Source organism: Ligilactobacillus acidipiscis DSM 15836 (assembly GCF_001435755.1).
GTDB lineage: Bacteria > Bacillota > Bacilli > Lactobacillales > Lactobacillaceae > Ligilactobacillus > Ligilactobacillus acidipiscis.
The window spans coordinates 12,678-31,217 of sequence record NZ_AZFI01000009.1 but is presented as its reverse complement, the minus strand read 5'-3'; the positions used below and the strand labels follow the sequence as shown (position 1 = coordinate 31,217).

Here is an 18,540-nt window from a genome sequence, read left to right as displayed (position 1 = left end):
TTAAGGGAAAAGTATGAATAATTCAGGTTTATAGAAATTATTTATAGAAACTATGAAAACAATAATTATTAACGATAAAATAAAATTTTGTGTTACAAATTTCTAAAGCTAAAGTGGTATAATTAAATCCTTGGCAGGGGCTCCAATAGTCGATATTGGGCAAAGAAACAGTCAGTAATTAATTACTGGCTGTTTCTTTTTGTTTATTGAGAAAAATTTTTCTATAATATGGTCAGACACTGACTGCTCAAAGGAAAGGCATCATGAAATGAATAAAATTGAAAAAATAACTAAAAAAATTGAAACTGATCCACAAAACAGAGAATACAGCAAACGAGGGATCGGCCCCTTGTTCCTCGCAGATCCACGAGCTAAGATCCTTGTTGTCGGGCAAGCTCCAGGAAGAGTTGCGGAAAGAACGCGGTTGACTTGGAATGACCGCAGTGGAGACCTTTTACGTGAATGGATGGGTGTTTCTCGTGAGGAATTTTATGATTCAGGGTTGATCGGTATTATCCCAATGGATTTTTATTTCCCGGGAACCGGAAAAGGCGGAGATCTCCCTCCGCGGCCAGGATTTGCAGAAAAGTGGCATGATCCACTCAGAGAAACCATGCCTGAAGTTGAGCTGACTTTGTTGGTCGGTAGTTATGCTTGTCGGTATTACCTTGATTTAAAGAAAAGTGCTCGTTTGGCAGACGTAATTCATAACTACAAGGACTATCTTCCAGAGTATCTGCCGTTAGTGCATCCGTCACCGCGTAATCGGCGCTGGTTAAAAAATAACCCATGGTTTCAAACTGAGGTAATACCGTATTTGCAAGAACGTGTTGCTAAGCTAATGGGACACTAATTTAAAAGAGCGGCTAGAGTTTCTTGGTAGACTCGATAAGTCTGCTGATCAAAACAAACAAATGTAATGTACAGGGAAGAGTTACTTTTAATGAGCGTCTGCAACGCAATTTGAGCAGCTTTTTTTAGTGGGAAACCATAGACGCCTGTACTGATAGATGGAAAAGCAATACTGTGACAATGGTGTTTTTCAGCCTCTAACACACAATTTTGATAGCAATTTTGCAGCAGCTGCTCTTCATTATTGTTTCCGCCGCGCCAAATTGGGCCGGGGGTATGAATAATGTATTTAGCTGGTAAATTGAAACCGGCAGTTGTTTTAGCTTCGCCAGTCAAACAGCCACCCAATCTCTGACAAGCCTTGTCAAGTTTTGCTCCTGCTGCCCGATGGATCGCACCATCTACACCACCGCCGCCGCGTAAACTGGTATTAGCCGCGTTAACGATCGCATCCACCTTTTGAACTGTAATATCTCCTTGAAAAATTGTGATCTTAGTCATAATGTTCACTCCCGTTCAAATTTATTATTAGTATAAGGCAAAAAGAAAACGCTATGTAGTCCTAAAGTTTAGGAACACACAGCGTTTTTTATTATCTGTCATCTTTGATCAGTTACAGAGAGATTCAACCGAGCAACACTTCTGAGGATCATTAGACCTAAAATCACTTCGATCGGAAACATGATCAGATTCTTAGGTCCCCGGACGGCGAGCAGCGCTGCCCACGGAGCGTGGTACAAAACATGGATCCAAAGAGTGTTGAAGAAAATATTAGTAACTAACATTTGCACAACTTCATATGCAGCTAAACGTTGCCAAGTTATCTTCTGATCGTGTAAAAACATTCCTGCGATCACGCCGGAGATAAAGGCCGTTAAGGTAAAGCCGATGAAAAATTGTGAACTCGTTGCCAGCAGGGTGTTTGCAATTAGGTCGTATAATATCTTAGCAACTCCGCCAAGCCACGGACCTAAGAAATACCCTAACAACATGGTACCAATGAAACCAAAACTGATTTTGACTAATGATTCTGAACCAACAGACAGTTTTCCTAAAATTACGTTTAGCGCGATCAAAAAAGCAGCTAATGATAATGTCCGTGTGGTCAGTTTTGGACTTTTCCAAGATAGCATCGTCATAATAAACATCTCCCTAAGTTATATTAGGCCGCATAATAAAATAAATTCTTTTATTGCGATCCTTATTAAGGGGGAGACAAGCACCGAGAATATTAAATTTTGGTGAATGCGGAAAAATAGCGCGAACCTATGACGGAGGTCCTTCTGTCGACGTTCACATTCCGTTCCATCGACCCTTGACGTTATAATTCCTACCCCTAACCAACTAAATATAGCACAGGTCGTTATAAAATACTAGTAAATGTACTTACAAAAAGTAAGTGCTTGATATGGAATGCTGCTTGCTTAAAAAGGTTGTTGATTTAAAACTCTTTTGAATTCTATGAACAAAGTTAATTGTGTGCAGTTCGGATTTTTTGCTTTAAAATTGCAACGCCATAAAGTAAAGACTCGATCACTGTAATGAAAAAACTGACCGGCCAGTTTGTGACGAAGCTAAGATACAACCCTAACCAAACTCCTAATAAAACAAAACCAAAGGTCAAAGCAATCATTTTGTTAAGTGAATGAACAAAATATTTTGCGGCCTGTGCTGGGATGGTCAGCAAGACAAAAATTAACAATGAACCTACGATCTGGGCTGTGATACTGATCGTTAATGCCAATAAGATCAAGAAAATGATCGAGATCGATTGGTTATAACGCTGATTAAATTCTGCCCCTTGAGCGTCAAATGAATTATAAGCAAGCGGGCGGAATAACAAGGCTACCACGATCAGTAAGACGATACTTAAAACGACTAAAGTGATCAAGTTAGATCTATCGATTCCAACAATGCTGCCAAACAAGATACTAGTAGCGTAATTTGACTGTTTTTGCGAAAGTGATAAAAATAAGATACCTAAACCTAAAAAGAGTCCTGAAAAAACACTGATCGAAGCTTCACGGCGGCCAACCTTTTCACCAGATAAACCAATAAATAAACCACTGGCACAAGTGAACAGTAACATTCCAAATAGTGGTGGGATACCAGCAAATACACCAAAAGAAGCCCCAGAAAAACCAATCTCAGATAAGGTGTGGGTAAAAAAAGAGGTTTGCCGTGCAACGACAAAAACTCCCATAAAAGCACAGATCAATGCGATAAAAACGCCGGCAATAAACGCGTAGCGCATAAAATTATATTCCAGCATTAATTAGCAGCCTCCTTTTGACTTAAATTAGCAGTGTGGTTTTGCAGTTTCAGTTCATAGTCGCCATATTTTTCTATCAGTTCAGGATCATGTGTGATGAAGAGAACAGTTAAATTCTTATCACGCATGATAGACTTTAACATTTGCAATAAGAAGTTCTTAGATTCAGTATCTAAGCTGGCAGTGGCCTCATCTAAGATCAGTAATTCGGGATCAGAACACAAGGCTTGTGCTAAATAAGCGCGTTGTTTTTCACCGCCGGAAGCATGGCCTAGCGGCTGATCAGCTATTTTAGTCAATTTAGTTTCGGCTAAGATATGTTCAACCTTGGCCTTCATTTTTTTTGAATTCCACGGCAACAATCTCTTTTTAAGGCCAAAAGATACAAAATCGCGGATATTTAACGGATAGTCATCGTCAATATTACGTAATTGCGGTACATATTGGATCTTGTTGCGAGAAATCGTTGCCTGCACATGCTGATTTTGATGACGTCTGAGATCTTCTAGGATGTGCTTGATCAGCGTGGTTTTTCCAACCCCGTTTTCGCCGGTAATACAGGTTAATTTATTTTTAGGAAATGAGAAGTTCAGGTCAGAGAAAAGAAGCCTATCAGGGATCCTGAGGTCTAGATGTGAAACAGTTATAATATTTTCCATGAGATCATTACTTTCCTTAAGGTTATTATTGAGCAAGCAGCGTACAAGCAGGTGTACGGAACTTGCTTTGAACAGTTTACTGATTTCAGAAAAATGCTAAAATATGTTGCGCTAATTGTAATCACTTCGAACAATCGTACAGGTTATAAACGCTGATGTCAAGCATGTTTGCTGGCATAAGTGAAACAATTACTATTTACAATAACTCACAGGCTATCATATAATCAAGGAAAATAGCCTGAAATTACTATTTAAAGATGAAAAATAAAATTTTTAAAGGAGCATTGCATGGTTGGAAAATTCATTTATACTTAATATTAGTGGATATTTCCATGATAATTAAATGGTGGTTCGTAAACATCCCACCGAAAAAAACTAGGAGGTTTTTCGTGATGGAAAAATCAAATCAAGCTGTTTCTGAAATGACTAAAACAGCTTTGATAGCAGCTCTTTATGTTGTACTTACAGTAGCATTGATCCCTTTGGCATATGGTCCGATCCAACTTCGCTTGTCGGAAATGTTAAATAATCTGACAGTTTTCAACAAGCGTTACATTTGGGCAGTGACATTAGGCTGTTTAATTGCAAACCTGTGGTCTTCGATGGGAGTAGTCGATGTCGTATTTGGCACTTTAGGGACCTTGGTTATGACTTCTATTAGCTGGTTTTTGAGCCGGTATACGACTTCAGTACCGCTAAAATTGACGATCAGTGTGGTAATTTGCACGCTAATGTCGTGGAGTGTGGCGTTAGAATTGCACATTATGAGTCAGGCACCATTTTGGTGGACATTTTTAACGGTCGGGATCGGCGAATTTATTGCGACAGCTTTAGGAGCGGTTGTGATATATTGGATCTCAAGGCACTATGGCTTAACTAAGTAGAAAGTAAAAATTATTTTATGAAATATGAGGAGAGTTCAGCATGACATTTGAAAAAGTTTTGCCTGAGTTAAAAGCAGGTAAAAAAGCTGTTCGTCAAGGATGGGACGGCAGCGAAGAGTATATCTTTGTTGTTAGCGACGACACCAGAAATGGTGAAACGATCAACCCTTATTTTTTGATCAGGACTAAAGAAGAACCAGCGTTATCACAATTTATGCCAAATTCGTGTGACATTTTGGCAGATGACTGGAAACTGGTCGAATAATGGCAGAAAATTGTTCATTCAGAGGAAAGGTAGTCATCATAACTGGTGTTGCTTCTGGTATTGGCTTGGCCGAGGCTAAACTTTTTCTAGCTGAAGGCGCACGCGTATGGGGTGTCGATATTCAGGAAGCTGAGCAGGTCAAATTGCTCGAGACAAAATACGAGGCACTTTTTTCTTTCGTACAGTGTGATGTGCGGGAAAAAACAGCATTAGCCACGTTGACTGAGCTAGTGATCAAAGATTCAAAACGAATCGACATTGTGTTAAACACCGCCGGGATCTTGGATGCATACCAGCCTTCTTTAGAAACAAGTGAAGAAGAATGGGATAACGTAATGGCAACGGATCTGAAGAGTATGTTTTTGCTTACTAACAATTGTTTGCCTTATATGTTAGAGCAAAAACATGGTGTTTTCGTCAACATGGCTTCGATCGCTGGTTTGGTAGCCGGAGGCGGAGGAGCAGCATATACAGCCGCTAAACATGCTATCATCGGTTATACTAAACAACTCGATTATGATTATGCTGCTCAAGGTATCCGCGCTAATTGCATTGCCCCAGGTGCTATCAATACCCGAATGAATCAGGCTGATTTTGCGGGCGATGGTCAAATGGCGAAAGAAGTCGCGGCGCAAACTCCGGCTTTAAGATGGGCACAACCAGAAGAAGTTGCTTCATTAGCTTTGTTTTTAGCCTCTGATAGTTCCGATTATATTCATGGGGCTGTCGTACCGATCGATGGCGGATGGATAGAAAAATAAGAAAAAGCTCAACAGATATTTTTTACGAAAAGTGTGAAAAATATCTGTTGAGCTTTTATTTATAGATGTGGTTTGAAAAATTTTGTTCAGTAAAAGCAGCATTATTATTTTTCTGCTTGCCATTCATCCTTGAATTCAGACAGAAAATCAAGCATGAATTGTTGCCGATCCTCGGCGATCTGTCGTGCACTGGGAGTGTTTAATTTGTCCTTGATCTTTAGTAACTTTTCATAGAAATGGTTAATGATCGTTTCGTTTTGCAAATTGCGGTATTCTTCTTTAGTCATAGATTCGCGCGGTTTAATGCGAGGGTCATAGATTTTTTCAGAATGATGACCACCAAAATAAATTGCTCGGGTAATACCGATCGCACCGATCGCATCCAGCCAATCAGAATCTTGGACGATTTGTCCCTCCAATGGCAACAGGACAGCTTTGCCATCAAGAGTATGAGCGAAGGACATGTTTTGGATAATGAATAAGATTTTTTTTGACTGCTGGGGTGAAACCTCGATTTCAGTCAAAAAAGCCTGTAAATCATCCAAAGCAGCTTGTGGATCGGCGACTAATTTATCATCGATCACATCATGTAAGTAAGCTGAAGCTAAAGTGACAAGGAGATCGGCATTTTCTTTGGCACTTAGCTTTCGTGCCATGGCTACGACCCTTCTAATATGGTCGAATCCGTGCCCAGTTCGGTCTTGGGTCATATGCGCGTGCGAATATTCTGCTATTTTGTTTAATTGTTGTTCGCTGTTCATGGATAAACCGCTCCTCATATATAAATTTTGATACAAATTTGAACAAGTATAGCACAAGCTTTAAATACTTGAAAGTTTTCTAGGTGTTTATTTTCCTTTTTGAATTGTTTTAGCAATAAAATTTGCATAAAGGTCAAGCACGTATGGAGTAAAGAAGGCATCAGAGCCATGCGGACAATCTTTGATTTTATAAAAAACAACGTCTGCAGCTTGATCGTTTAAAAATCCGAAAAAAGCCCGGCTTTCTTGAAAACTCACTAGTTTATCACTCTCGCCATGAAACAATAAAAACGGCGGCAGTCGACGTTTACCTAACAAATCAGTTAACTGCGGCTGACCTGCTAAGGTAAATTTTCCTGAAATAGTGATGCAGCTGCGAAAATGGACGGGTAAGGTGTGGATATCTTCTCGATTGATCGTTTGTTTTCCTACACCTAAAATAGCACCAGCCGCGGCATAAGCCCCCAACCCTTCTCCCATAGCGATGATCCGGTGTGGATCTAACTGGTATTGCCACGCATGCAGCATTAAAAATCGAGCTGCTGAATTAAAATTTTTCAGGGGGTCTTTTTCCAGCACATTTAAAATAGCAACTGCGTACCCTTTATGTGTGAATTGCAGTAAAGCACTCAATCTGTTCGTGTAACTGTCTGGGGCAAATAAAATAACGGGATAGTGCGGCTGCTTTTGCCCGCTTAAATTAGCTGGCACGCATAATGTTAATTTAGCGTCGTTATGATAAACAAGATCTTGCCAAATGTGGGGTAAATGTTGCTCGAGAGGTTCTTTCAATTCATGGATCTGATCTGTTTCTTGCACGTGTTAAGACCACCTTTATTAAGTAGTTAGAAATTTGTTTTTCTTTTCCTATATATGTTACTCTATTCTTCGCGTGAAAGGTTGTATTTCGAACACAAATAATTTAAACTGTAATAAGTGCGTGAAACATTATTTAGCTTATTTTGTTTCACAAGAAGAAACGAAGAGGACGCATATGAAACCTGAAGAATTTTATAAGGCACTACAAAAACAGAATATCGAACTAACGCCACAACAGCAAGAGCAATTTGCTACATATTTTAATTTGTTGGTGGATTGGAATCAAAAGGTCAACTTGACTGCGATCACAGACGAAGAAGATGTGTATTTGAAACATTTTTATGATTCTTTGATCCCAGCTTTTTATTTGTCAGAATTACGCGAGCAGCCTATAGCACTATGTGATGTTGGTGCTGGTGCCGGTTTTCCATCCTTGCCGTTAAAGATCTTGTTTCCTTCATTGAAAATTACGATCGTTGATTCACTGAATAAACGGATCAAATTTTTAGAGGAATTAGTCAAGAAGTTAGGCTTAAACGATGTTACTCTGGAGCATGCCAGGGCTGAAGATTTTGGCGCCCGTAAAAGTCAGGCCAGAGAAAGCTTTGATATCGTCACGGCCCGTGCGGTGGCTAACTTGCCAGTCTTATCAGAATTATGCTTGCCTTTGACCAAGGTCGGCGGGAAGTTCGTAGCTTTAAAGGCTCAAAAAGCAAGTGAAGAAATAAAGCGGGCCCAATATGCGTTTCAGATGTTAGGCGGCCGTTTGCAAGAAGACATTGCAACGAAATTACCTGAGGTTGATGAACAAAGGCATATTGTTGTGATCACTAAAGAAAAGGCAACACCAAAGAAATACCCACGTAAGGCGGGGACACCAGGAAAAGAACCCTTGGTAAAATGAGGACTCTAAATTAAGCAGATTGAAAAACGCTAGTCGTTTTAGCAGCCGTAATAGAAGCAAATTTTTTTGATTATACTATCGAGGAGGCCAGTCATGGCATTTTCATTTTTTGGGAAAAATAAGCATGAAGAAGAGCCGCACAAGGGCGACGAAGTTGTTCAAGTTCCTTTGACGGCTATTATTTCTAACAGATTCCAGCCTCGCCAAATTTTTACTAAAGAAAGTATCGGTGAGTTGGCTGACACGATCCGCGAACACGGGCTGTTGCAACCAATTATTTTGCGGGAATATGAACCGCACAAGTATGAGATCATTGCGGGTGAACGTCGATTTAAAGCAATTGAAACTTTGAATTGGGAAAAAATTCCGGCAATTGTGCGTAAAATGTCTGATAACGAAGCGGCCTCGATGGCTATGATCGAAAACTTACAACGCGAAAGTTTGACGGCGATCGAAGAAGCTCAAGCCTATCAGCAATTGATGAAACTAAACGGCTTGACGCAAGGACAGCTTGGCCAAGCAATCGGTAAAAGCCAGTCTTTTGTGGCTAATAAACTGAGGCTGCTTAAACTATCTTCGCAAGTCCAAGAAGCCATTTTACAACGTAAATTAACGGAAAGGCATGGGCGGGCGCTGGTCAGTCTTGATCAACACCAACAAAACCAACTTTTAGAGCAGATCGAAAATAAAGAATTGTCGGTCAAAGAAACTGAACAGCTGGTCCAAAAAAACTCTAAGTCAAAACCGCAAGCTAAAAAGAAACCGAAAGTTCGTACTAAAGGAACCTCCAGGAGTACTAAAGTAGCAGTCAATACCATTAAGAAATCTGTGAAGATGGTCCAAGATGCAGGAATTAAACTAAAAACAAGTGAAGAGGATGTTGCTGGCTTTCATAGGATGATCATTGACATCCCGCTCGATGATACAAAGCAAAAAGATAAGAACAAGTAATTAGGAGGTAATCATTTCGATGGGAGTAGTTATTGCGTTAGCGAACCAAAAGGGTGGCGTCGGCAAAACAACGACCGCGATCAATTTGGGGGCTGGTTTAGCCAAAAAAGGTAAAAAAGTTCTCTTGATCGATTTAGATGCTCAAGGCAACGCAACAAGCGGTCTGGGTGTCAGAAAATCTGAAATCGAAGAGGACATTTACGATGTTTTAGTCAATGAAACACCGGTCGAAGATGTCATTATCAAGACAGAAACAGAAAATTTAGATTTGATCCCTGCAACTATCCAATTGTCAGGAGCGGAAATTGAATTAACTTCTCAAATGGCACGTGAAAAACGCTTGTCAGATGCAATTTTACCGATCGTTGATGATTATGATTATGCGTTGATTGATTGCCCACCTTCATTAGGGCTTTTGACGATCAATGCTTTTACTACTTGTGACAGTATTTTGATACCAGTTCAAAGCGAATATTATGCTTTGGAAGGATTAAGTCAGTTGATGAATACCGTTCATTTGGTTCAAAAACACTTTAATACGGACTTATATATAGAAGGCGTCTTGCTGACTATGTATGATTCTCGGACAAACCTAGGGAATCAAGTTGTTGAAGAAGTGCAGAAGTTTTTCAAAGACAAGGTGTATAAGACGATCATTCCACGAAGTGTACGCTTATCTGAAGCTCCGAGTCATGGAATGTCTATTATCGAATATGACCCCAATTCTAAAGGGGCATGGAAATACATGTCATTGACCAAGGAGGTTTTAGCTGCCCATGGTGAATAAAAAGAAGAATTCGAAGGGATTAGGGCGTGGGATCGAGGCTTTGTTTGAAGACTTTTCAGAGGAGGCTTCGGAAAATGAAACTGTCAGTGAAATTTTATTAGATGAGATCCGGCCGAACCCGTATCAGCCGCGGAAAAATTTTGATGAGAAAGGTTTGTCAGAATTGGCAGACTCGATCAAAAAGAGCGGTGTTTTTCAGCCAATCATAGTTCGAAAGTCAACGGTCAAAGGTTATGAGATCATCGCCGGTGAGCGCCGTTTCCGCGCATCTAAGCTGGCCGAGAAAAGGACGATCCCAGCAATTATCCGAGAAGTTGATGAAGAACGCATGATGGAGATCGCGGTTCTGGAAAATTTACAAAGAGAAGACTTGAACCCGATCGAAGAAGCTGAGGCATATAACACTTTGATGGAAAAATTGAACCTGACTCAAACTCAGGTTTCAGATCGTTTAGGCAAGTCTCGTCCATATATAGCAAATTACTTACGTTTGCTAAGTTTGCCGGCAGAAGTCAAAACAATGATCCGTCAACAAAAGCTGTCGATGGGACAAGCACGGACTTTAGTGTCTCTTAAAGATAAGAAAAGAATCTTGGGGTTGGCCAAGAAGGCAAGCGCTCAGAAAATGACAGTGCGTCAATTAGAAACAGCAGTGGCCGCTTTGAATGGTGATTTGAGAAAACAAGTTAGAACCAAGCAAAAGAAGGCTTCACCATTTATCAAAGAAAGTGAAGAACGGCTAGGCGAAAAATTTGGAACAAAGGTTGCTATCAAAAATAATGACAAATCCGGCAAAGGAAAAATCGAGATCAATTATCTGTCAAATGATGATTTAAACAGGATCTTAGATGTTTTGGATATTCGTTTGGATTAAGCAGGTGAGAAGATGTACGAATTACATGATTTTGTGGAAATGAAAAAGCCGCATCCTTGCGGCACTAACCGTTGGGAAATCATCAGAATGGGTATGGACATTAAAATCAAGTGTACTGGCTGCGGCCGGTTGGTAATGTTATCCCGAAAAGAATTTGAACGGCGGATGAAAAAGGTATTAGATAAGTAAGAAGCATTAAAAATTGAAGTAAGAAAGAGTGAAATTAGACTATGGCATTAACAGCAGGGATCGTAGGTTTGCCTAACGTTGGTAAATCAACATTATTTAACGCAATTACAAAAGCGGGCGCTGAAATGGCCAACTATCCATTCGCTACGATCGATCCAAACGTGGGAATGGTAGAAGTACCAGATAGTCGGCTGCAGCGGATCGATGAGATCGAACCAGCTAAAAAAATTATCCATACGACCTTTGAATTTACTGATATCGCAGGAATCGTCAAGGGTGCCAGTAAAGGTGAAGGTTTAGGAAATAAATTCTTGGAAAATATTCGTCAAGTTGATGCGATCGTCCATGTTGTCAGAGCTTTTGATGATGACAATGTTACCCATGTTTCCAATAAAATCGCACCATTAGACGATATTGACACGATCAACTTGGAATTAGTCCTTGCCGACTTAGAGGCTGTCAACAAACGTTACGCTAAGGTAGAAAAAGTTGCGCGGACAACTAAGGATAAAGAAGCAGTTGCAGAATTCAAAGTATTAGAAAAAATTAAGCCCGTCTTAGAAGCTGGTAAATCAGTTCGGACGTTGGAATTTAACGAGGATGAGCAAAAAATCGTTAAAGGTTTATTCTTACTGACTGCTAAACCAGTTTTGTATGTTGCTAATATTGCTGAAGAAGACATGGCCGATCCTGAAGCCAGCAAGTACTTCAAAGAAGTCCAAGATTTTGCTGCGAGTGAGGGGTCAGAAGCTTTGGCTGTCTGCGCACAAACTGAAGAAGAGATTGCTGAACTAGATGATGATGACCGCCAAGACTTTTTAGAAGCGGAAGGCGTGGAAGAATCTGGCTTGGACCGTTTGATCAAGGCTTCATATAAATTGTTGGGCTTAGCAACTTTCTTTACTGCTGGCGGTAAAGAAACAAGAGCCTGGACGTTTAAAAAAGGCATGAAAGCCCCACAAGTTGCTGGTGTTATCCATTCTGATTTTGAACGAGGATTCATTCGGGCAGAAACGGTCTCATTTGATGACTTGGATAAATATGGAAGCATGCAAGCGGTCAAGGAGGCAGGCAGGCTTCGCCTAGAAGGCAAGGAATACGAAGTTCAAGATGGAGACATTATTGAATTTAGATTCAATGTCTAAAACAGAGCGGCGGAAATCGGGAGACAATGAGCATTATCGTGTACGGACAGTATATCGTGTTTTTCAGCGATGTACTGTTGGTACTGGATAAGCGGAGTTGACTGATTTACAGAGCTCGACCAAGAGTGTAATGCACTGCTTTAAAGCATCCAGCAAGATGTAGGTTACTCGATTAAAAGACGAAATCTAGGCTGGAGAATGATTTTGGGGGTTGGAAATTTATTCCAGCCTATAATAGATATAGTCTTTAAATTAATACTCGACTAGGAGAATGGGAGGACTTTCCTTGAAAGAAGAAACAGTTAGGGAAAAAAATGAAAAGGCTGCAAAAAAACAGGCTCAACACCAAGAGCATGTTGAAGTTACAGTTCGTGACGGAGAATTTGCCGGCTTAACAAAACGAAACGAAGATTTCATGTTTCATTTAAATAAAAATCTGGATGAATATAATTATGATCTGGAGAAAAAAGAAGAAGTCTTAAATGACACATACCGCGAGTTATTAGACAAGCAAAAAAGCGGGGTCACAGCTGCTAAGTTGTATGGGCCCGTGACAGAGTATGCTGAAAAGATCATTAAAGGCAATAATCAGAAAAAAGAAGCACGGAGTACCAGCAACATCTTTTGGCTGATGGCATTAGATAATGGCTTGATCATGTTCATTATGTTTTGTTTAATGTATGCCTTGGTTGGATTCTTTGATCACAGTAAGAATGCAGTTAATGGCGGATGGATCACCTTGCTGGGGACTTCAGTTATTGCTGGTGTTGGTTTGGCATTCTTCTATGTGATGATGGATCCTAATAAATCCAAAGAATCGAAACACAAAGTTACTCGGGGGATCATTGTGACACTAGAGTTGATCGCGATCTGGATGGTTGCATTTGGCTTGATTGCTTTGATACCTGTTAAATACAATCAGACATTGGATCCAGTTGTCTATATCATTTTAGGTGTTGTAGCGTTTGGTGTTAGATATTTATTGAACCAAAAGTTGCATTTTCCAAAAATGGGTCGGACTACTCAAAACAAATAACAAGAAAAAAACGGGTCAGTTTGCCACAAAACGTGTTTGCTGATCTGTTTTTGTTTTTAGAAGGTTCGGCAGCCTTTAAAAAACTTTGCTGGCTGCTATCTTTTGAATGATTCTTTGTAAAATGATGTACCAATTACCTAGATAGTCCTGTATATTTGCGAATTGCTTCAGCGACTCCACCATTATCATTTGAGCTGACAATGTGTGTGGCGGCTGCCTTGACTTTAGGAAAAGAATTTGCAACAGCGATCCCAATGCCAGCGTCTTTGATCATTGGCAGGTCATTTTCGCCATCGCCGATCGCCATTGTTTGTTCTATCGGTATGTGAGCAAAGTTCGCAACAGTTTCGATCGCCCTCATTTTTGAAACGCTGTGGTCAACGATCTCTAAATATGTTGGCTTTGAACGGAGATAGCTTAGATACAAGTCAGATTGGCGATCTAATAGTGTTTCTAAGTTATCGATCTGGTCGGGTTCTCCCATGCATAAAATTTTATGTATGGGGTGGTTCACGTTACGCAATCGTGAATCAAAAGATGTAATAGTTGCTGAAGCACCCGTGATCTCTTCTTCTTGTTTGACCCAACAGTCATGTTGTTGGACCAGCCATTTTTTTCCTGCAAAAACATTAACGCTAACTGTCAGGTTTTGTTGGGATACGATTTTCAAGATTGTGGGTAAAATAGCAGTAGGAATTGATTTTTCAAACAAGATAGCAGTCTCTACTGAATTCTGAGATTTTTGCAAGATCAATGCACCATTTAAGCAGATCTGCAACGAAGAACAACCAATTTGCTGTGCTAATGCCTGCATTCCCATTGGTGGACGTGCGGAGGTTAAGACGAAGATCCCACCAGCGACAACATAATCTTGGATGGCTGAACTAACTTGTGGTAAGAGTTTATTTTTACTTGTGATCAATGTATTATCGACGTCACAAAAGACAATTTTTATTTTTGGCACAAATTTTTCCTCCCTGATTACTATACTTTTATTTTACAATTTTGGAGAATATTTTACCAAAAAAATGATATCGTTTGCAGTTAGAGAATGCATTATCCTAATAAATCATGGTAGAATTTAAATAAATGCATAGTTATGAAGGGGTGTTTAAAATGCCATTACTGGTAGTGAGCGTAAGTGTTGTATTATTGGTAGTTTTGATTATTAAGTTTAAATTGGAAACCTTTAGTGCTTTGCTTTTGATCTCACTGCTGGTCGGTGTTGCTTTAGGCATTCCACTTGCTAATGTTCCGCAAGTTATTATTTCTGGGATGGCTGAACAGTTGGGTGATTTGGCTTTGATCATTGCCTGTGGTTCAATGATTGGTAAATTACTGGCTGATGCAGGGGGAAGTTACGTGATCGCTAATAGACTGATTGGTCGTTTCGGCAAGGCTAAAATGCAGTTAGCGGTTGTTTTAGCCTCGGCTATCATCGGTTTTGCTCTTTTTTTTGAAGTAGGTTTAGTCGTTTTGATCCCAATTATTTTTGAGATCGCCCGTGAATTGAAGATTCCCTTGGCTAAATTAGCTCTGCCAATGGGAGCAACATTAAACACGATGCATGGCTTATTACCACCACACCCAGCTCCTACGGCTTTAGCAGAAATCGTAGGCGTGAATGTTGGCAATGTGATTTTAGTCGGTATTGTAGTGGCAATTCCGACCATATTGATTTCTGGGCCCTTATGGAATACTGTTCTCCAACATTTTTTCCCAGGAATGTATCGTTATCAGATCAGATTAAATGGTTTTGACGCTGACGAAAAATCACCCTGCCAACAGACTTTGCCACATTTTTCGATCAGTCTATTAACTACAATGATGCCAGTCATACTTATCGGATTCTTGACTGTTTTTCGTCAATTTACTCATCTATCTTGGAGAGCTACTTCATTGGTTAATTTTTTGGCCGATCCTGATGTTGCGATGCTCATGTCGTTGTTATTTGCAATATATACGATGGGTAAAAAGCAACAACGGACAATGAGTCAAATTACGCATTCTTTAAATAAAGGAATCAAACAGGTAGCGCTTGTTGTTTTTTTGACTGGTGCTGGAGGGGCATTTAAGGCTGTTTTGGAACAAGGAGGTGTTGCAACCTATATTTCCAGTCTCTTTGAAGGAATCAATTTTTCACCGATCGTTGCTGGGTGGTTGATAGCGGCTTTAATGCATGTTTGCTTGGGGTCTTCCACGGTTGCGGCGATGACTTCTGCCAGCTTGATGGGTCCGTTAATCGTTCAAACTAGTGCTGATCCGGTATTAGTTGTTTTGGCGATCGGTGTGGGCAGTATTTTCGGTGATAATGTGACCGATGCTGGTTTTTGGATGGTCAAAGAATACTTTAATTTTTCCGTGAAGGAAACTTTTCTTTCATGGACGACCACGACCGTCATGATCGCTGTGGCTGGACTAGGAACGATTTTGTTATTAGATATGCTGTGATATAAGCTATGAATCAAATTTTTTAATTAAAATTGGCCTTGTTCTATGATGGACTTAGTCGTTACTAATAGCAGTTTGAGTTTTGTATAGTAATTAAAAGAGAAGGATGATTTTTTTGAGTAAGTTGGAAAGTACGCTCCCTATGACAATTGAGGTTAGAGATGCATATGTGCATAATTTAAAACATATCGACGTTGACATTCCTTTGCATCAAGTAGTGGCGATCTCTGGTTTGTCTGGATCGGGCAAGTCTTCATTGGCTCTCGGCGTTTTATACGCTGAGGGTTCACGGAGATATCTAAGCTCTTTGTCCACTTATACCAGACGTAGAGTAACACAGGCCAGTCCAGCGCAGGTCTCTGCCGTTAGGTATTTACCAGCTGCCATTGCGTTACGGCAACGGCCAAGTTTGCCTGGCAGTCGTTCGACTGTGGGGACAATGACAGAAATTTTAAATATGGTGCGTCTGATGTTTTCTCGGTTGGCTTCACATCGTTGTCCTAATGGACATCAAATTTCACCAACCATCGAAGTTGCGCGTAAAATGGCGGTTGCCGGTACTGAAATGGGGAAGATCACATGTCCGACCTGTGGGGTCGCATTCACCGTACCAGCTGCCGAAGATTTTTCCTTCAATTCGACAGGGGCTTGCCCAACATGTGGTGGCAGTGGGCAAGTTCGTCAAGTTGATTCGCAAGCTTTGATAGCAGATCCAACTAAATCGCTTAAAGACGGGGCTGTGGCTTCGTGGCATTTGCCAGGGCGAAACTTTATGCCTTATGTGATCGAGCAAATGGGAGTTCGAATCGACGTACCATATCAAGATCTGACCGAACATGAAAAAAAATTAGTGTTACATGGTAAAAAGAAACAGTATCAGATCTCGATTCCTTCTTCTACGGGGCGTGTGTTTAACATGGACCATGCTTTGTATGAGAATGCTTATCAGGCCGTGGAGGATACTGCTAAAAATTCAAGTAATGAGCGGACTTTGGCACGTTTAAATCGATTTTACAGTTTTGCCGAATGCCCGACCTGTCATGGAACACGGGTAGCACCGCATTTGCTTACGAGCTTACTTGATGGTAAAAATATTGCTGAAGTTAGTGAACTGACGTTAGAGGAGCTGGCTGATTTTAGTGGACAACTAAGTGACCACTTGCCGGAAAACATGCGTACGATGGCAAAGCAAATTATCAAGGAATTGACTCAGTCACTGACGCCCTTATTAGAGTTAGGTTTGAATTATTTGTCTTTAAATCGTCCGAGTGCCTCCTTATCGACTGGTGAATTACAACGGATCCAGTTAGTCAAAACTTTGCACAGTCAGACAACTGGTGTTTTATACGTGTTAGATGAACCATCGATTGGCTTACATCCAGCTAACGTGGCGGGGTTGATCGATATAATGCACAGATTAGTCCAGCTGGGAAATTCGGTGGTAGTTGTTGAACATGATCCGACTATTATTGCGTCTAGTGATTATATCATCGAAACGGGTCCAGGTGCAGGTAAAGTTGGGGGAGAGATCGTTGCTGCAGGTAGTCCACTAGAAATCATAAAAACCAAAGGCTCTTTGATCGCACCATATTTATCACATCAAAAGAAACTGACCCAACGGAGATTACCTGCTGCTAAAAAAATTTTTGAGCAAGGCAATGTCAGTTTACATGTGACTGATAAGTTTAATTTACACGATGTTACTGCAACTTTTCCACTCAAACGCTTGTCGGTCGTTTCGGGATTTTCCGGTGCAGGTAAAACGAGTTTGATTTTGGATTCATTGATCCCAGCAATCGAAGCTCAGCAAAAGGGTCATGCGTTGCCTCAACATGTTGACCGGCTAGATAATGTTGGACTTAAAACAGTTAAAACAATTGATTCAACACCTGTTGGTAAAAATGTTCGTTCAACAGTAGCAACTTATTCAGGAATATTTGACCAGATCAGGTTGCTATTTGCATCCACTTTGGCAGCAAAAAAGAAAAAATATACGGCAAGTCGATTCTCCTATAACGTTAAAATGGGAGCTTGTCCAACTTGTAAAGGAACAGGTGTCATCAATTTAGATATTCAGTACCTGCCAGATATGGAGGAAACGTGTCCGACATGTGATGGTCAAAGATATAATGAGGACACATTAAAGATCAAATGGCATGGATATTCGATTGCTGATATTCTGTCCTTAAGTATTGAAGACGCACTTACAGTATTTAAAGATAAAACCGCGATCTATCATACACTGCAGTTATTAAATGAGATCGGTTTAGGTTATTTGATTTTAGGAGAGGGAACAACTGCACTTTCAGGTGGTGAAGCGCAACGGTTAAAGTTGGCATCACAAATGGGACATGAACAAGCGGGGGCCCTGTTTGTTTTCGATGAACCAACAGTCGGGTTACATCCACAAGACATTGAAGTTTTGCTGGAAGTTTTTGAGCGTTTATTGAAGCAGGGGGCCACGATTATCGTGATCGAACATAATTTACAGATGATAGGGAATGCCGATTACTGTCTTGATCTCGGACCTAAAGGTGGCCAACAAGGTGGTCAAGTTTTAGTTTCTGGAACGTTAGAACGGTTGTGTACAAGTTCCAAGTCGATCACTGGCAAGTATTTGCGGGAAGAAATAAAAAAGGAGCAATAAACAAGAGCAGAGGGCAAAAAATAAGGAGCTAAAAATGGCAGGAATGAGCGAAAAATTAGCATTGGAATTAACTGAACGGCTGCAAGAAGAAAAAATTCAGGTAGCAGTCGTGATCCAAGATGAATCAGGGAAGACTTTTACTTTGAAAGAACAAAAAATTTTTCCCGGAGCGAGTTTGCTCAAAGTAGGCATCGCTGATTATGTGAAGAGTATCTGGCAGCAAAAAGCTGATATTTTAAAAAAACATTAACCGTGCGGCCTGAACAGCGAGTTGCTGGAGCAG

General features: G+C 40.4%; 21 protein-coding genes and 2 riboswitches. Of the genes, 14 read left to right on the top strand and 7 right to left on the bottom strand.

Annotation, left to right across the window (positions count from 1 at the left end; genetic code table 11):
* Positions 1–268: 268 nt before the first annotated feature.
* On the top strand, positions 269–853 hold the full coding sequence (locus FC65_RS01675; RefSeq protein WP_010497077.1) for a uracil-DNA glycosylase family protein: 585 nt from the start codon (positions 269–271) through the stop codon (positions 851–853).
* Here FC65_RS01675 and FC65_RS01670 read toward each other — a convergent pair.
* The 4 genes from FC65_RS01670 to FC65_RS01655 all read right to left on the bottom strand — a co-directional run bounded on the left by FC65_RS01670 (position 850) and on the right by FC65_RS01655 (position 3,783).
* Positions 850–1,353, bottom strand: a complete 504-nt coding sequence (locus FC65_RS01670) for an O-acetyl-ADP-ribose deacetylase (protein WP_010497079.1) — start codon at positions 1,351–1,353, stop codon at positions 850–852. The two genes, FC65_RS01675 and FC65_RS01670, sit on opposite strands and share 4 nt — an antisense overlap.
* Positions 1,354–1,451: 98 nt before the next feature.
* On the bottom strand, positions 1,452–1,991 hold the full coding sequence (locus FC65_RS01665; RefSeq protein WP_056971314.1) for a folate family ECF transporter S component: 540 nt from the start codon (positions 1,989–1,991) through the stop codon (positions 1,452–1,454).
* Between the two features lie 98 nt (positions 1,992–2,089).
* Positions 2,090–2,192, bottom strand: a riboswitch (THF riboswitch).
* Positions 2,193–2,323: 131 nt separating this feature from the next.
* Complete coding sequence (locus FC65_RS01660) at positions 2,324–3,124, bottom strand: metal ABC transporter permease (protein WP_056971313.1); 801 nt, start codon at positions 3,122–3,124, stop codon at positions 2,324–2,326.
* Entirely contained in the window at positions 3,124–3,783 is a 660-nt protein-coding gene (locus FC65_RS01655; protein WP_056971312.1) for an ATP-binding cassette domain-containing protein, read from the bottom strand. Before FC65_RS01655 ends, FC65_RS01660 begins: the two co-directional genes overlap by 1 nt.
* A gap of 340 nt (positions 3,784–4,123) precedes the next feature.
* Positions 4,124–4,168: riboswitch (PreQ1 riboswitch) on the top strand.
* A gap of 7 nt (positions 4,169–4,175) precedes the next feature.
* Between FC65_RS01655 and FC65_RS01650 the strand changes: the two genes are divergently transcribed.
* The 3 genes from FC65_RS01650 to FC65_RS01640 are packed head-to-tail and all read left to right on the top strand — an operon-like array spanning position 4,176 to position 5,693.
* The gene (locus FC65_RS01650; protein WP_010497086.1) at positions 4,176–4,667 is read left to right on the top strand and encodes a QueT transporter family protein; all 492 of its coding nucleotides are present in this window, start codon (positions 4,176–4,178) and stop codon (positions 4,665–4,667) included.
* A gap of 40 nt (positions 4,668–4,707) precedes the next feature.
* Positions 4,708–4,932, top strand: coding sequence for a DUF2829 domain-containing protein (locus FC65_RS01645; protein WP_010497088.1), 225 nt, complete (start codon positions 4,708–4,710; stop codon positions 4,930–4,932).
* Positions 4,932–5,693, top strand: coding sequence for a 3-oxoacyl-ACP reductase (locus FC65_RS01640; protein ID WP_056971311.1), 762 nt, complete (start codon positions 4,932–4,934; stop codon positions 5,691–5,693). The genes FC65_RS01645 and FC65_RS01640 overlap by 1 nt, the downstream gene beginning before the upstream one ends.
* 104 nt (positions 5,694–5,797) lie before the next feature.
* Here the strand turns inward: FC65_RS01640 and FC65_RS01635 are convergent, their stop codons facing one another.
* Complete coding sequence (locus tag FC65_RS01635) at positions 5,798–6,454, bottom strand: HD domain-containing protein (protein WP_010497091.1); 657 nt, start codon at positions 6,452–6,454, stop codon at positions 5,798–5,800.
* Positions 6,455–6,541: 87 nt separating this feature from the next.
* The gene (locus tag FC65_RS01630) at positions 6,542–7,273 is read right to left on the bottom strand and encodes an alpha/beta hydrolase family protein (RefSeq protein ID WP_056971310.1); all 732 of its coding nucleotides are present in this window, start codon (positions 7,271–7,273) and stop codon (positions 6,542–6,544) included.
* A gap of 175 nt (positions 7,274–7,448) precedes the next feature.
* On the opposite strand from FC65_RS01630, the gene rsmG reads away from it, so the two are divergent.
* The 7 genes from rsmG (at position 7,449) to FC65_RS01600 (ending at position 13,159) form a co-directional block, all read left to right on the top strand.
* Complete coding sequence (gene rsmG / locus FC65_RS01625) at positions 7,449–8,177, top strand: 16S rRNA (guanine(527)-N(7))-methyltransferase RsmG (protein WP_010497095.1); 729 nt, start codon at positions 7,449–7,451, stop codon at positions 8,175–8,177.
* Between the two features lie 93 nt (positions 8,178–8,270).
* Positions 8,271–9,128 carry a nucleoid occlusion protein gene (gene noc, locus FC65_RS01620; protein ID WP_056971309.1) on the top strand — a complete coding sequence of 286 codons (858 nt, stop codon included), beginning with the start codon at positions 8,271–8,273 and terminating at the stop codon, positions 9,126–9,128.
* A gap of 19 nt (positions 9,129–9,147) precedes the next feature.
* Complete coding sequence (locus FC65_RS01615) at positions 9,148–9,915, top strand: ParA family protein (protein WP_056971308.1); 768 nt, start codon at positions 9,148–9,150, stop codon at positions 9,913–9,915.
* Positions 9,905–10,789, top strand: coding sequence for a ParB/RepB/Spo0J family partition protein (locus FC65_RS01610; protein WP_056971307.1), 885 nt, complete (start codon positions 9,905–9,907; stop codon positions 10,787–10,789). The genes FC65_RS01615 and FC65_RS01610 overlap by 11 nt, the downstream gene beginning before the upstream one ends.
* Positions 10,790–10,801: 12 nt before the next feature.
* The gene (locus tag FC65_RS11435) at positions 10,802–10,978 is read left to right on the top strand and encodes a DUF951 domain-containing protein (protein ID WP_010497105.1); all 177 of its coding nucleotides are present in this window, start codon (positions 10,802–10,804) and stop codon (positions 10,976–10,978) included.
* A gap of 41 nt (positions 10,979–11,019) precedes the next feature.
* The gene (gene ychF / locus FC65_RS01605; RefSeq protein ID WP_010497107.1) at positions 11,020–12,123 is read left to right on the top strand and encodes a redox-regulated ATPase YchF; all 1,104 of its coding nucleotides are present in this window, start codon (positions 11,020–11,022) and stop codon (positions 12,121–12,123) included.
* 286 nt (positions 12,124–12,409) lie between these two features.
* Positions 12,410–13,159 carry a DUF1129 domain-containing protein gene (locus FC65_RS01600; protein WP_010497109.1) on the top strand — a complete coding sequence of 250 codons (750 nt, stop codon included), beginning with the start codon at positions 12,410–12,412 and terminating at the stop codon, positions 13,157–13,159.
* A gap of 133 nt (positions 13,160–13,292) precedes the next feature.
* On the opposite strand, the gene FC65_RS01595 is transcribed toward FC65_RS01600, so the two are convergent.
* Positions 13,293–14,123 (bottom strand): Cof-type HAD-IIB family hydrolase, encoded by an 831-nt coding sequence (locus tag FC65_RS01595; RefSeq protein ID WP_056971306.1) that lies wholly within the window; start codon positions 14,121–14,123, stop codon positions 13,293–13,295.
* A gap of 152 nt (positions 14,124–14,275) precedes the next feature.
* Here FC65_RS01595 and FC65_RS01590 point away from each other — a divergent pair, with 152 nt between their 5' ends.
* The 3 genes from FC65_RS01590 (at position 14,276) to FC65_RS12295 (ending at position 18,507) form a co-directional block, all read left to right on the top strand.
* On the top strand, positions 14,276–15,610 hold the full coding sequence (locus tag FC65_RS01590) for a gluconate:H+ symporter (RefSeq protein ID WP_056971305.1): 1,335 nt from the start codon (positions 14,276–14,278) through the stop codon (positions 15,608–15,610).
* A 142-nt stretch (positions 15,611–15,752) separates the two neighbouring features.
* A complete protein-coding gene (locus FC65_RS01585) occupies positions 15,753–18,257 on the top strand; it encodes an excinuclease ABC subunit UvrA (protein ID WP_235803056.1) in 2,505 nt (834 codons plus the stop codon).
* A 34-nt stretch (positions 18,258–18,291) separates the two neighbouring features.
* Positions 18,292–18,507, top strand: coding sequence for a hypothetical protein (locus FC65_RS12295; RefSeq protein ID WP_056971304.1), 216 nt, complete (start codon positions 18,292–18,294; stop codon positions 18,505–18,507).
* Positions 18,508–18,540: the final 33 nt, after the last annotated feature.

Coding starts and splice junctions, on each gene's coding strand:
- FC65_RS01675 (WP_010497077.1), top strand. CDS start 269: ATGAATAAAATTGAAAAAATAACTAAAAAAATTGAAACTGATCCACAA.
- FC65_RS01670 (WP_010497079.1), bottom strand. CDS start 1,353: ATGACTAAGATCACAATTTTTCAAGGAGATATTACAGTTCAAAAGGTG.
- FC65_RS01665 (WP_056971314.1), bottom strand. CDS start 1,991: ATGACGATGCTATCTTGGAAAAGTCCAAAACTGACCACACGGACATTA.
- FC65_RS01660 (WP_056971313.1), bottom strand. CDS start 3,124: ATGCTGGAATATAATTTTATGCGCTACGCGTTTATTGCCGGCGTTTTT.
- FC65_RS01655 (WP_056971312.1), bottom strand. CDS start 3,783: ATGGAAAATATTATAACTGTTTCACATCTAGACCTCAGGATCCCTGAT.
- FC65_RS01650 (WP_010497086.1), top strand. CDS start 4,176: ATGGAAAAATCAAATCAAGCTGTTTCTGAAATGACTAAAACAGCTTTG.
- FC65_RS01645 (WP_010497088.1), top strand. CDS start 4,708: ATGACATTTGAAAAAGTTTTGCCTGAGTTAAAAGCAGGTAAAAAAGCT.
- FC65_RS01640 (WP_056971311.1), top strand. CDS start 4,932: ATGGCAGAAAATTGTTCATTCAGAGGAAAGGTAGTCATCATAACTGGT.
- FC65_RS01635 (WP_010497091.1), bottom strand. CDS start 6,454: ATGAACAGCGAACAACAATTAAACAAAATAGCAGAATATTCGCACGCG.
- rsmG (WP_010497095.1), top strand. CDS start 7,449: ATGAAACCTGAAGAATTTTATAAGGCACTACAAAAACAGAATATCGAA.
- noc (WP_056971309.1), top strand. CDS start 8,271: ATGGCATTTTCATTTTTTGGGAAAAATAAGCATGAAGAAGAGCCGCAC.
- FC65_RS01615 (WP_056971308.1), top strand. CDS start 9,148: ATGGGAGTAGTTATTGCGTTAGCGAACCAAAAGGGTGGCGTCGGCAAA.
- FC65_RS01610 (WP_056971307.1), top strand. CDS start 9,905: ATGGTGAATAAAAAGAAGAATTCGAAGGGATTAGGGCGTGGGATCGAG.
- FC65_RS11435 (WP_010497105.1), top strand. CDS start 10,802: ATGTACGAATTACATGATTTTGTGGAAATGAAAAAGCCGCATCCTTGC.
- ychF (WP_010497107.1), top strand. CDS start 11,020: ATGGCATTAACAGCAGGGATCGTAGGTTTGCCTAACGTTGGTAAATCA.
- FC65_RS01590 (WP_056971305.1), top strand. CDS start 14,276: ATGCCATTACTGGTAGTGAGCGTAAGTGTTGTATTATTGGTAGTTTTG.
- FC65_RS01585 (WP_235803056.1), top strand. CDS start 15,753: ATGACAATTGAGGTTAGAGATGCATATGTGCATAATTTAAAACATATC.
- FC65_RS12295 (WP_056971304.1), top strand. CDS start 18,292: ATGGCAGGAATGAGCGAAAAATTAGCATTGGAATTAACTGAACGGCTG.